The organism is Streptomyces sp. 3330 (genome assembly GCF_031456635.1).
Lineage (GTDB): Bacteria > Actinomycetota > Actinomycetes > Streptomycetales > Streptomycetaceae > Streptomyces.
This window is the reverse complement of the sequence record NZ_JAVDVA010000032.1, coordinates 40,767-54,105: the sequence shown is the minus strand read 5'-3', so window position 1 is coordinate 54,105 and position 13,339 is coordinate 40,767. Positions and strand designations below refer to the sequence as shown.

At 72.1% G+C, this 13,339-nt stretch carries 9 protein-coding genes; 6 read left to right on the top strand and 3 right to left on the bottom strand.

From position 1 onward, the window contains the following. Positions 1-146 precede the first annotated feature (146 nt). Positions 147-1,151: a DNA-3-methyladenine glycosylase 2 family protein gene (locus tag J2X68_RS35210; RefSeq protein WP_310436670.1), complete on the top strand. Its 1,005-nt coding sequence runs from the start codon at positions 147-149 to the stop codon at positions 1,149-1,151. 211 nt (positions 1,152-1,362) lie between these two features. Here the strand turns inward: J2X68_RS35210 and J2X68_RS35205 are convergent, their stop codons facing one another. Then, complete coding sequence (locus J2X68_RS35205; protein ID WP_310436669.1) at positions 1,363-2,445, bottom strand: NDP-sugar synthase; 1,083 nt, start codon at positions 2,443-2,445, stop codon at positions 1,363-1,365. A gap of 234 nt (positions 2,446-2,679) precedes the next feature. Next, positions 2,680-4,257, bottom strand: coding sequence for an N-acetylmuramoyl-L-alanine amidase (locus J2X68_RS35200; protein ID WP_310436668.1), 1,578 nt, complete (start codon positions 4,255-4,257; stop codon positions 2,680-2,682). A gap of 139 nt (positions 4,258-4,396) precedes the next feature. Between J2X68_RS35200 and J2X68_RS35195 the strand changes: the two genes are divergently transcribed. From J2X68_RS35195 to J2X68_RS35180, 4 genes are all read left to right on the top strand, one after another. Then, on the top strand, positions 4,397-5,155 hold the full coding sequence (locus J2X68_RS35195) for a TIGR03089 family protein (RefSeq protein WP_310436667.1): 759 nt from the start codon (positions 4,397-4,399) through the stop codon (positions 5,153-5,155). Positions 5,156-5,481: 326 nt separating this feature from the next. Then, positions 5,482-6,711, top strand: a complete 1,230-nt coding sequence (locus tag J2X68_RS35190) for an LCP family protein (RefSeq protein WP_399041585.1) — start codon at positions 5,482-5,484, stop codon at positions 6,709-6,711. A 241-nt stretch (positions 6,712-6,952) separates the two neighbouring features. Further along, positions 6,953-8,728: an LCP family protein gene (locus J2X68_RS35185; protein ID WP_310436666.1), complete on the top strand. Its 1,776-nt coding sequence runs from the start codon at positions 6,953-6,955 to the stop codon at positions 8,726-8,728. A 99-nt stretch (positions 8,729-8,827) separates the two neighbouring features. Beyond that, positions 8,828-10,444: an LCP family protein gene (locus J2X68_RS35180; protein ID WP_310436665.1), complete on the top strand. Its 1,617-nt coding sequence runs from the start codon at positions 8,828-8,830 to the stop codon at positions 10,442-10,444. Between the two features lie 84 nt (positions 10,445-10,528). Here the strand turns inward: J2X68_RS35180 and J2X68_RS35175 are convergent, their stop codons facing one another. Further along, positions 10,529-11,572 carry a glycosyltransferase family 2 protein gene (locus J2X68_RS35175; RefSeq protein ID WP_310436664.1) on the bottom strand — a complete coding sequence of 348 codons (1,044 nt, stop codon included), beginning with the start codon at positions 11,570-11,572 and terminating at the stop codon, positions 10,529-10,531. A 270-nt stretch (positions 11,573-11,842) separates the two neighbouring features. On the opposite strand from J2X68_RS35175, the gene J2X68_RS35170 reads away from it, so the two are divergent. After that, on the top strand, positions 11,843-13,213 hold the full coding sequence (locus J2X68_RS35170) for an LCP family protein (RefSeq protein ID WP_310436663.1): 1,371 nt from the start codon (positions 11,843-11,845) through the stop codon (positions 13,211-13,213). The last annotated feature ends 126 nt before the right edge of the window (positions 13,214-13,339 follow it).

Below are 13,339 nucleotides of genomic sequence, written 5' to 3'. Positions count from 1 at the left end.
ACCGGCCGCGCCGGGACATGGCTTCCGGCGGGCGGTGAACCGGGCCGGCGGTGAGGTGTGGGGAACGTGACGGGCCTCGTGCGGTGGACTGTGCCTGGCTGCGCCTACTCTCGTAGCATCCTCTTCTCCTCTCTCCGGGACTTCACTTGTCAGGACGGTTCTCTCCCCGGCCCACGCGTACGACCGTGCGCGGTGGGCAGGTCGGCGTGCCCGCCGGAGTGCCGCGGCAGGCCTCGGCGGCCGGGCGGGTGCGGAACTGGGTGCCGGAGGGGCCGCTCGACCTCGGACTGGTCCTCGGGCCCCTGCGGCGCGGGCCGGGCGATCCGACGTTCCGCACGACGCCGGACGGATCCGTGTGGCGGGCCAGTCTCACCCCCTCCGGGCCGGGCACACTGCGCGTGACCGCGGTCGGCGGAGCGGTGCGCGGGGAGGCGTGGGGTCCGGGCGCGGAGTGGCTGCTGGACCGGTTGCCGGAACTGCTCGGGGCCTCGGACACGCCGGAGGCGTTCGTGCCCCGGCATCGCGTGGTGGCGACCGCCCGGCACCGGCGGCCCGGGCTCAGGCTCACGCGGACCGGGCTGGTGCTGGAGTCGTTGATCCCCTCCGTGCTGGAGCAGAAGGTCACCACCGACGAGGCGTACCGCGCCTGGCGTCTGCTGGTGCGCAAGTTCGGGGAGCCCGCGCCGGGACCCGCGGCGGACGGGCGGCTCCAGGTGATGCCGGCGCCCCGGACGTGGGCGCTGATCCCGTCCTGGGAGTGGCATCGGGCGGGCGTCGACGACAAGCGGGCGTCGACGATTCTGCGGGCCGTCCGGGTCGCCGGGCGGATGGAGGAAGCGGTGCGGATGGCGCCGGCGGAGGCCCAGGCCCGGTTGGAGCTCGTCGCGGGCATCGGGCCGTGGACGTCCGCGGAGACCGTGCAGCGCAGTCACGGGGCGGCGGATGCGGTGACCGTGGGCGATCTGCATCTGCCGGGGATCGTGGGGTGGGCGCTGGCCGGAGACCGGGAAGCCGACGACTCCGTGATGCTGGAGTTGCTGGAGCCCTATGCGGGACAGCGGCATCGGGCGGCCCGGTTGATCCTGCTGAGCGGACGGGTGCCGCCCCGCCGGGTGCCGAAGATGCCCCGGTGGGACATCGGGAGGTTGTGAGGGGCTGCGCGGAGGGGACCGCGCGGGGGGGCCTCACGCGAGGGTTTCACGCGAGGGCGGGGCGGGGTAACTTCCGCCCCCGCCCCGCCTTGGCCGTGTCCGTCCCGTCCTCACCCGGGGCGCCGGGTGACGGACCGCCGGTCCGGGCACGCCGGACGATCGCCGTCGTCACGGTCCGCACGGACCGCACGGGCCGCATGGGCCGTGCCGGTCACTGGTCCGACGAGAAGCGGACCGCGCCCGCCGGGATCCTCGCGTCGCACCACACGCGCGCGCCGTCGCGGAGTTCGTTGTCGGGGCCGACGATCGCGCCGTCGCCGATGACCGTGCCCGTGAGGACGGAGCGTTCGCCCACACGGGCCCGGGTGCCGATGAGCGAGTCGGTGATGACGGCGCCCGGTTCGATGACGGCGCCGGGGAGGATCGTCGAGCCGAAGACCCTCGCGCCCTCCGCCACGAAGGCGCCCTCGCCCACCACCGTGCCGCCCGTCAGCTTCGCGTCGGGGGCGACCCTGGCCGTCGGGAGGACCAGGCGGTCGCCGCAGCGGCCGGGGACCGCGGGGGACGGGGCGCGGCCGAGGACCAGGTCCGCCGAACCCCGGACGAAGGCCGCCGGGGTGCCCAGGTCCAGCCAGTACGTCGAGTCGACCATGCCCTGGAGATGGGCTCCGGCCGAGAGGAGGTCGGGGAACGTCTCGCGCTCCACCGACACCGGGCGGCCCTGCGGGATCGTGTCGATGACCGAGCGGCGGAAGACGTACGCGCCCGCGTTGATCTGGTCGGTGACGATCTCCTCCGGGGTCTGCGGCTTCTCCAGGAACGCCAGGACCCTGCCCGTCCCGTCGGTGGGGACCAGGCCGTAGGCCCTCGGGTCCGTCACCTTCGTCAGGTGCAGGGAGACGTCCGCCGCCGTCGCCTCGTGGGTGGCCACCAGCCTTCGGATGTCCAGGCCGGTGAGGATGTCGCCGTTGAAGATCAGCACCGGGTCGTCGGGGCCCGAGTGGAGGCGGGACGCCACGTTGCGGATGGCGCCGCCCGTGCCCAGGGGTTCGTCCTCGGTCACGTACTCGATGTGCAGGCCCAGTGCCGAGCCGTCGCCGAAGTACGGTTCGAAGACCTCCGCGAGGTAGCTCGTCGCCAGGACGATGTGGTCCACGCCCGCCGCTCTCGCCCGCGCCAGTTGATGCGTGAGGAACGGCACCCCCGCCGCCCTGACCATGGGTTTGGGCGTGTGCACCGTGAGCGGGCGCAGCCGGGTGCCCTTGCCGCCGACCAGGAGGATCGCTTCTGTCACCGTCGTCTCTGCTTCCTGCCGGGACCGGTCGAACCGTCATTCGACCGGCCAGTGTATGCAGACCGTTGTGTGGCGACTTCCAGGCCGTTGGTGTTCCGTCCCAGTCCCAGGAGACTGTCCCCCCCGACGGCTGCTGAATGTGCCCCCTTCTGGATGTGCGCTCCGGCCGTCCGGGGGCGCGCGGCCTCCGGGGCCTCCCCAGGGCCCCGGAGCTCCCGAACCGGATCGTCCGCCTCAGCGCCCCTGGTAGCGCGCCGCGGTGGAGCGGGCCGGGCCGAGCTTGCCGTAGAGCTGCCTGCCTGGGCATTCCGTGGCGAACCCGTCCCGGTGACCCGAGATCACATTCAGTCGTACGTTCTTTCCCTTTCCGTAGAGATTGCCACCTCCGGACTTCAGGTATGTCTTCCCCTGGGGATTCGCCCCGAACAGGCCGAGCTTCCAGGCCGTCAGACGCGCGACGGCGTCGACCGTGGCGGTGGTCGGCTTGGCGGAGGTGAACGTGCCGAGGACGGCGATGCCCATGCTGTTGGTGTTGAACCCGAGGGTGTGGGCGCCGAGGACCGGCTTCGCCACTCCCCCGGCGCGACCCTCGTAGATCTTCCCGCACTTGTCGACGAGGAAGTTGTAGCCGATGTCGCGCCAGCCCATGCTCTTCACGTGGTAGCGGTAGATGCCACGGATGACCGACGGGGCCTGTGAGCACTTGTAGCTGTTGCCCGAGGCGGTGTGGTGCACGAAGGCGGCCTTGACCTTCGTCGTGTAGCGGAAGCCGCTCTCCCGCAGCTTCTCGTCGGCGCCCCAGCCGCGCCGCGTGACGATGCTCGGCCGCGGGCCGATGTACGGCTTCGCCCGCTGGGCCGACGTCAACTCGGCCCCGCGCAGGGCGAGGAGTTCGCGTTCGGTGCCCAGGCGGTCCAGGGCCGGGATCTCCGTGGCGCCGAGCGGGGCGAGGGGCGCGTTGGCGGCGGAGGACTCGGTCGCCCCGGCGGTCATGGGCGTCATGGCCGCGGGCTCGACGCCCTCGGCGTCCTCGGTTCCTTCGCCTGCCGCGGCCTCCTCGGCCGTCTTCTCGGTCGCCGCGTCGGGCGCGTCCGGCGCCTCCGGGGCGTCGGCCGGGCCGGACCCGGTGGTCGGTGTCCGGTTGCGCGGGGGGCCCGCGGGGGCGTGCTCGGGGGGCGCCGAGCCCGGGTCGACGAGTTCCAGGCGCAGGCCCGAGGGGAGCAGGGCGGCGGCCGCCGTCTCCTCCGTACGGCGTTCGGTGTCCGGATGGACCCGGATCTCGACGCCGTCGGAGTCGCCGACCCACAACGGGGCGGTGGCGCCGCGGACCCGGCCCGAGGCGCGCTCGGCGGTGCCGGGGTCGGCGCCGTGGTCGGCGTTGTGGGTCTCGACGTCCTGCCAGCCGGACCAGGCGCCGGTGTCGGACGTGCGGGTACGGACCTGGACGCGGCCGTGGAGCTCGGCGGCCGGGTCGTCCCAGACGACGCCGAGGAGGGAGAAGTGCCGTACGTCCCGGCGGGGCAGGCCCAGATCGGCGGAGCCGGAAACCCGGTCGCGGGCCAGGGAGGTGAGGGGCAGCGACTGGGTGCTGCCCGGGAGGTCGGGGAGAGTCGAGTGGGCCGACCGAGCCGGGTGGGCCGGTCGGTCGGAGAGGGATGGGGTGTCGGGGCTCGTGGCCCTGGCCTTCCCGCTGGGCGCCGCCTCCGCGGCCGGCGCCGGTCGCGCCGTCGCCGCGTTGGCGGGCGGCGTCAGCGGGAGGGCGAGTGCCGCCGCACAGGTGACACCGATCGAGGTAGCAAGCAATCCGCGCATGCCAACGATCCTGGACATATCCATAGATTTCTGTCCATCGGGGAATTGACGGGCCGTCGGGCGCGTTCGGCCGAACCGGTGGCTCCGGGAGGGCCCGGCGACCGCTTGCGCGCCGCGGGCGGCGCGTACGCTTGCGCGGGTGACTGCCACCGATCGCACCCCGGCCGACCTGCTGCGTTCCGCGCTGGCCGCGGACCCCGCGCGCCCCTTGGTGACCTTCTACGACGACGCCACGGGCGAGCGGGTCGAATTGTCCGTGGCCACCTTCGCCAACTGGGTGGCCAAAACCGCCAATCTCCTCCAGGACGGGCTGTCCGCCGAGCCCGGCGACCGGGTCGCACTGCTGCTGCCCGCGCACTGGCAGACGGCGGTGTGGCTGCTGGCGTGTTCGTCGGTGGGCGTCGTCGCGGACGTGGCCGGGGATCCGGCGCGGGCGGACTTCGTCGTCGCCGGGCCCGGTTCGTTCGAGGCGGGGCTGGCGTGCCGGGGCGAGCGGTACGCGCTGTCGCTGGCGCCGCTCGGCCGACGTTTCGTGCCCGGCCCGCCGGAGGGGTACGACGACTACGCCGTGAACGTCCCGACCTTCGGGGACCGTTTCGCGCCGTACGTTCCCGTCGACCCCGAGGAGCCCGCGCTGATCGTGGCCGGGGCCGGGTATACCGGGGCCGAGGTCGTGGAGCGGGCGCGGGCCGAGGCGTCCGGGCTGGGACTGACGGGGCCCGGCTCCCGGCTGCTGTCGGGTCTCGGGTACGACACGTGGGAGGGGCTGAGCGCCGGGCTGTACGCGCCGCTGGCGAGCGGCGGGTCCGTGGTGCTGTGCCGGAACCTGGCGGAGGCCGGCGAGGAGACCCTGGCCAAGCGGGTCGAGAGCGAGCGGGTGACGGCGACCGCGCGGTAGCCCTCCGGGCGGGAGGGCCGGCGCCCCGGCCCTCCCTTCGGCCGCGCCGGGGCCTCATCGCCCGAGGCCGGACGGGCTGGACCCACACCCCCCCTCGGCACCGGACAGGCCGCATCCGCGTACCCCCTCCCCTCCACAACACCCGCACCCGCACCGCAGACGGGCCGGTCCCGCGTGCCCCGCCCGCGACCTCCCCCGAGGCCCACCTCACCCGTTCGGCCCACGCCCGCCGCCCCTCGCCGCCCGCTTCGCGGCATCGTCGTAGGGACAGCTCTACACGCTCGTACGGCCGAAGCGGGCCCGGAGGCGGGAGGGGTGGACCGGACGTGAGGGAAGCGGCGGGTACCGATGGGCCCCTCGGGCCGGGAGTGGGGGCGTCCGCCGACGGGCGGGGGCTCATACGGCGGCGCCGGCGGCGATGGATCCGGTACGGGGCGGTGGCGGTGGGGGTGGTGGTCCTGGGGGTCGGGGTCGCGGGGTGGGTCGTCTACGCGAAGCTCGACGGGAACATCACGCCCGACGACACGGCAGCCGCCGAGCTCGAGCGGTACGCGCGGGAGCGGCCGACCTCGCTGGTGAAGGACGCGCAGAACATCCTGCTCATAGGGTCCGACTCGCGGTCGGGGGACGGGAACCGCAAGTACGGGCGGGACTCCGGCACCGAGCGCTCGGACACGACGATCCTGCTGCATCTGGCGGCCGGGCGGCGCAGCGCCACCGCCGTCTCCCTCCCGCGCGATCTGATGGTGGACGTGCCCGGCTGCCTGCGGCCGGACGGGAAGCGGACCGAGCCGATGTTCGCGATGTTCAACTACGCCTTCCAGAGCGGGGGTTCGGCCTGCACGATCCGGACGGTGGAGAAGCTGACGGGCGTGCGGATCGATCACCACATGGTCGTCGACTTCAGCGGGTTCAAGGACATGGTCGACGCCGTGGACGGGGTCGAGGTGTGCCTGAAGGAGCCGATCGACGACAAGGCGGCGAAGCTGCGGCTGCCCGCCGGGAGGGTCACGCTCGACGGGGAGCAGGCGCTCGGGTACGTGCGGGCCCGCAAGTCCCTCGGCAACGGCAGCGACACCGACCGGATGGACCGGCAGCAGCGGTTTCTCGGGGCGCTCGTCAACAAGGTGCAGAGCAATGACGTCCTGCTGAATCCGGTGAAGCTGTATCCGCTGCTGGACGCGGCCACCTCCTCGCTCACCACCGACCCGGATCTGGCGAGTCTGCGCGGACTGTACGAACTCGTGCGCGGATTGCGGGACATTCCCACCGAACATGTGCAATTCCTGACCGTTCCACGGGAGTCGTACGTCTACAACGCCAATCGCGACCAACTGGTGGAGCCGGAGGCGGAGAAACTCTTCGAACGGCTGCGAACGGACGCGCCGGTGGTGGTTTCTCAGGAAATTCCCACGAACCCCACCCCCACGGAGTCGGGCGACTACGGTCCGTTCGGCTTCCTGGCGCCGGGGCCTGCGGCTTCCGGGGCGGTTTCGCCCACTCCGCCCGCCCCGACGTTCCGCGGGAACACCGCCGCCGAGGACGGCTGCGGGTAAAGCGCTTGCCAAGCCGACCTCTCGCCACGAACACAAGTTCAAAGAAATAGGGCGGATTGCCCGGTTGTAGGGGCGTGGAATTTGTCACGGCCGTCGCTCGGCGCCGAACCTGGCGGATAGTGTGAGCGATCCGGTGCCCCCGGCCACGAGGTCTTCCTGGGGTCGCGCACCGAGTGACCGAGACCCGAGCGCCTCGAGGGGGAAAGGCGCCGCGTGGCCCCGACGGAGGATTCGGACAACCGTGGACGCGCAAGGCCGTGGGCGGGCGGACAACATCGACCCCGCAGACCAGTGGGTGCTCAATCCGAACACCGGTGAATACGAACTGCGACTGACCCCTTCCGCACCGCAATCAGCGGTGCCGGGACCGCGCAGATCCGACTCCGGCCGGACCGGTGGCGCGGGAGGTCCGGCGCGCGGCCGTAAGCCGGCGCAGGGCCGGGAGTCGTCGTCGCCCGAGGAGACGCCGGACCCGGAGGTGCCTTCGCCGCGCCGTCGCCGGGGCGCGCCGCCGGAGGACGCGGCGGCGAACCGGCGAGGCCGCCGGCCGGTGAAGAAGAAGTCGAAGGCGAAGAAGGTCCTGCTGTGGACCGGCGGGATCATGGCCTTCGTCCTGGTGGGTACGGCGGGTGCGGCCTATCTCTATCTCGAGCACCTCAACGACAACATCACGTCCGTCTCCGACGACGGCGCGAGCACCGGTGGCTTCAGCAAGGACAAGGCCATCAACCTGCTGGTGATCGGCACGGACAAGCGCACCGGCTCGGGCAACGAGGGCTACGGCGACTCCGGCAGCGTGGGCCACGCGGACACCACGATCCTGCTGCACGTCTCCAAGGACCGGACGAACGCGACCGCGCTGAGCATCCCGCGCGACCTGATCGTGGACGTCCCGGACTGCGAGACCAAGCAGGAGGACGGCTCCACCAAGGTCATCCCGGGCTCGGACAACGTCCGCTTCAACACCAGCCTCGGGCAGGACGACCGCACGCCGAGCTGCACCGTGCGCACGGTCACCGAACTGACCGGGATCCAGGCGGACAACTTCATGGTGGCCGACTTCAACGCGGTCAAGACGCTGACCACGGCGGTCGGCGGCGTCGAGGTGTGCCTGGCGAAGGACATCGACGACGAGGACTCGCACCTGAAGCTGTCGAAGGGCACCCACACCATCGAGGGCGAGCAGGCGCTGGCCTTCGTGCGCACCCGGCACTCCGTCGGCTTCGGCGGCGACCTGAGCCGGATCGAGCTCCAGCAGCAGTTCCTCAGCGCGCTGATGCGCAAGCTGAAGTCGAACGACACGCTCACCAGCCCGACCAAGATGATCAAGCTGGCGGAGGCGGGCACGAAGGCGCTGACCGTCGACTCCCAGCTGGACACCATCGACAAGCTCAAGGACCTGGGTCTGGAGCTGGGCAAGCTCAACGTGAAGAACCTGACCTTCACCACCGTGCCGGTGGTCGACAACCCGGCCGAGAAGGTCGCGGCCACGGTCGTCGTGAACAGCTCGACAGCGCCCACCGTGTTCCAGATGATCAAGGACGACGTCTCCTTCACCGAGGTGAAGGAGCAGGCGGCGGCGTCCAAGAACGCGGCCGCCGCGGCCGCCGCGGCCCGCCTCAAGGGCACCCAGTCCGCCGCCTCCGCGGTGCGGGTGCAGGTGATGAACGGCGGCGCCCCGGCGGGCAGCGCACAGGAAACTCTTAACTGGCTGCAGAATGATGAGGGCGTGACGAAGTCCGAGAACGCGGGCAACGCGCCCGCGTCACTGAGCAAGACGACGCTCGAGTACGCGCCCGACCAGGCCGACCAGGCACGCAAGCTCGCCGCCATCATGGGGCTGCCGGGCACCGCTCTGAAGCCGGGCAAGAGCGTCGAGAACTCCCAGGGTCTGCCGACGATGACGCTGACGCTGGGCAAGGACTTCAAGGGCGCGGGCGTCTCGCTCACCGCTCCGACCAAGGTGCCGGACACGGTCCAGAAGTCCACGGCGGACAAGGTCGAGTGCGCCAAGTAGGTAACCCTTCGGGCCCGTCGTGCGTCTGACTTGACGCGGGACGGGCCCGTGTCAGGCGCACGGCGGGGAGGGGCAGGGGAATTGGCGGGGAGCAGTGGGGTGCGGAGAGAGGTTCCCGCGGTCGAGGACACGGGGTCCCCGGCGGGACGGGAACAGGAGCACGAGCCCGCGTCCGAGGAGGACGGCGGGCCGGGCGGCGGACGCGGCGCGGGCCGCACCGCGGATCGCAGACGCCGGCGTCGACGCGCGTTGCGCTGGTCGGCGACGGTGCTCGCGGTGGTCATACTCGGCGGCGCGGGGGCCGGATACCTCTACTACGAACACCTCAACGCGAACATCAAGAGCGACGACCTGAACATCGGCGACGAGAAGGACCGGGCCGCCAGGACGGAGGCCAACTCCGCGGGGCAGACGGCGCTGAACATCCTGCTGATCGGTTCGGACGCCCGTGACACCGCGGAGAACCAGAAGCTCGGCGGCGCCAAGGACACCTTCGACGGTCCCCCGCTCGCGGACGTCCAGATGCTGCTGCACATATCGGCGGACCGCAGCAACATGTCGGTGGTGAGCATGCCGCGCGACACGCTGCTGGACATCCCCAAGTGCACGGACCCCGACGACGGGACCACCTACGGGGCGCTGACCGACGAGATGACGAACGTGTCGCTCGGCCGCGGCGGCCCGGGCTGCACGGTGGCCACCTGGGAGAAGCTCACCGACATCCACATCGACCACTTCATGATGATCGACTTCTCCGGTGTGGTGTCGATGGCGGACGCGATCGGCGGCGTCCCCGTCTGTGTGGACGCCAACGTCTACTCGCACACCAGCACCGGCAAGGGCTCCGGTCTGAAGCTGGAGAAGGGCACGCACGCCGTCAAGGGCAAGCAGGCCCTGCAGTGGCTGCGCACCCGTTACGGCTTCGAGGACGACACCGACCTGGCCCGCGCCAAGGCGCAGCACATGTACATGAACTCGATGGTCCGCGAGCTGCGCGCCAACGCCAAGCTGACCAACCCCAACAAACTGCGCAAGCTCGCCGAGGCCGCCACGAAGGCGATCACCGTCGACGACGGCCTCGACACCATCACCAAGATGTACGACCTCGCGGGCGAGCTGAAGAAGGTGCCCACCGAGCGCATCACGATGACGACGATGCCGAACCGGTACCAGGGCAGCCGGGTGGTGCCCACGGAGGACGCCAAGCAGCTGTTCCGGCTGGTGCGCGAGGACATCGCCCTGGACGGCAAGGACGCGAAGAAGGCCACCGCGAGCCCGTCGCCGACGGTCACGGACCCGGCCGCGGCGCCCGGCGAGATCGCGGTGCAGGTGCACAACGGGACGTCCACGAGCACGCTCGCGGCGGTCCGCGGGCGGGCGACGGCGGTGAAGGACCTGCTGACGGGCAAGGGCTTCACCGAGGCCGTCGCGGACACCTCGGCGGCCACGGCCGTGGGCGCCACGGTGGTCCGCTATCCGAGCGCCGACCTGGAGGGCGACGCCGAGGCGGTCGCCAAGGCCCTCGGTATCCCGACGGGCCAGGTGAAGAAGTCCACCGAGGTCTCCGGGGTCACGGTCGTCGTGGGCGCGGACTGGCGGTCGGGGACGACGTACAAGGCGCCGGTGAAGGACGACACCACGCCCGACACGGCCGGGGCGATCAACGCGTCGGACACCAGCCAGTGCATGCACGTGGACCCGAACTACACCTGGTAGCCCGGGTCCCTCGGTGTCCCGGGGGCGCGCTCCGGACGTGCTCCGGGAGCGCGCCCCCCGCGCTGCCGGAGCGGCGCGGGGTGCTCAGTGCGCTTCGGTGAGGACCGCGGGGCGCCGCGCGGCGATGACCTTCCTGGCCAGCGCCTTCGGACTGGTCAGGAAGCCGAAGCCCCACGACATGTGCATGGTGGCGAGGGCCACGGGGATCAGGAGCCGCGCCTTCAGCGGCAGCCCCTTGCCGGCCGGCAGCGACCCGGCGACGATCGCCGCGAGGTAACCCGCGGGGATCACGAAGCCCAGGGGGGTGAGCGCGGCGCCCACGACGATCCCGGCGGCTATCGCGCACACCGCGGTGGGCGGGGCGAGGTAGCGCAGGTTGATGGAGCCCTCGTGGTAGCGGGCGACGACGTGCCGCCAACGGCCGTAGTCCTTGTACTGCTTGGCGAGCGCCCTGACGCTGGGCCGCGGCCGGTAGGACACCTTCAGCTCGGGCGAGAACCAGATGAGACCGCCGGCCTCCCTGATCCGGAAGTTCAGCTCCCAGTCCTGGGCCCGGACGAACTCCTCGTTGTAGCCGCCCTGTTGCTCCAGCGCCGCCCGCCGGAAGACGCCGAGGTACACGGTCTCCGCGGGGCCGGCCTGCCCTCCCGTGTGGAAGGCGGCGTCGCCGACCCCGATCTTCGAGGTCATGGCCGCGGCCACCGCGTGCTCCCAGTCGTTCTCGCCCTCGGCGTGCATGATCCCGCCGACGTTCTGCGCGCCGGTCTCCTCCAGCAGCCGTACGGCGGTGGCGATGTAGTCCGGGGAGAGCATGCCGTGCCCGTCGACGCGGACGACGACCGGATGGCGGGACGCCTTGATCGCGGCGTTGAGCGCGGCCGGCGTGCGCCCGGAGGGATTGGGGACCGTCTGCACGCGCTGGGAGCCGGAGGCCGTCTCGGCGACGAGCTGGGCCGCGATCTCTTCCGTACGGTCCGTGGAGGGACCGATGGCGATCACGACCTCCATCTCGCCGGCGTACTCCTGGGCGAGGATCGCTTGGACGGCTCCGCGCAGATGCCGCTCCTCGTTCAGGACGGGCATGATGACGGACACCGCGGGGAGTTGCACGTCGGGCTTGGCGTTCATAGAGGGCTCACGTTACCGCGAACGGGGGACAGGGCCCGCCCCGCCGGGTGCGCTGCGCCGGTCGGCAGATCGTATGGGCCTACCGTTCCAACGGCCACCACCGCCCACGGCCGCCGCCCGGAGGTGCCCCCTATGCCCCCCACCCCGTCCCGGTCCCCGCGTCGCCCTGACCCGGCACGCCGTTCACCACGTCGCTCCGTCCGGCGCGGGCGCCCCCGCTGGGCCATGCGGGCGCGTCGCTCCGTCCGGCGCGGGCGCCCCCGCTGGGCCATGCGGGCGACGACCACGCTCTCGGTGGTGCTGCTGGCCGCCGCCGGGATCGGTCACTCGGTGGTCGCCGGCCTCGACGCGGACATCGCCCGGGTCGACCCCTTCAAGGACATGAAGAACCGTCCGCGGGCCGGTCACGGGATGAACGTCCTGCTGGTCGGCACCGACGGCCGCGACCACATCACGGAGGCGGAGCGCCGCCGCTACCGGCTGGGCGGGGCCCCCTGCCACTGCACGGACACGATCATGATCGTGCACATCTCGGAGGACCGGGAGCGGGCCAGTGTCGTCAGCCTCCCGCGCGACTCCTACGCCGAGACGCCGCCGCACACCGACCAGGTCACCGGCAAGGAGCACAGCGGCCACCCGATCAAGATCAACTCGGCCTACGCCGAGGGCGGTCCGCAGCTCACCGTCCGCACGGTCGAGAACATGACGCACGTGAAGATCGACCACTACCTGGAGGTCGACTTCACCAGCTTCATGAAGACGGTGGACGTGCTCGGCGGCGTGCGGATCTGCACGGCGGAGCCCCTGAAGGACCGCTACACGGGCCTGGACCTGGCGCCGGGCGCGCACACGCTCATGGGCGGCGAGGCCCTCCAGTACGTCCGTTCCCGGCACACGGACGCCTCCTCCGACCTGGGCAGGATGAAGCGGCAGCAGCGCTTCCTGGCCGCCCTGGTGGACCGGGCCACCTCCTCCGGCGTGCTGCTGAACCCGCTGAGGTTCCGGGACGTGACGCGGGCGGTGCTCGGCTCGGTACGGGCCGACCGGGGCTTCGGCACGGACGAACTCCTCGACCTCGGCCGGGCGATGCGCAGCTTCTCCCCTTCCTCCTCCGAGTTCACGACCGTCCCCATCGGCCGGATGGGATACATGGTGAAGGGCCTCGGCTCGACGCTGAAGTGGGACACGGAGAAGGCGCAGCGGCTCTTCCGGGCCCTGCGCGACGACGAACCCCTCGCCGCCGCGGGAGCCCGGCCGCGCGACGGCGGGGCCGCACGCGTGGACGTCGCCCCGCAGCAGATCCGCGTCCAGGTCGAGAACGGCACCCGCACGGCGGGGCTCGGCCGGCGGGTGGACGCGGCGCTGGCGGCGACGGGCTTCCGCACGACCCGGCAGCCGGTCAGCGCGGCCGACCCCTCGACGCGGCGCACGGTCGTCGCCTACGACCCCCGCTGGGACCGCTCCGCGAAGTCGCTCGCGACGGCCCTGCCGGGCAGCGAACTGCGGGCGGTGAAGGGCCTCGGGTCCACGCTGAAGGTCATCGCGGGGACGGACTTCCACCATGTCCGCAAGGTGCGCGGGGCCCAGGTCGAGCAGGGCGAACCGTCGGTGGTCCGGGGAGACGAAGTGGGCTGCTCCTAGGCGGATGTGCGTTTCTGGTGCGAAACGTACGGAACGGATCCGTCCGCCCGATGGCGCGGGGTGCCCGGGAGGCGTACGACGGAAGGGCAGGCACGGGGCCCGCCGGGCCCCCTCACCCCCTGGAGG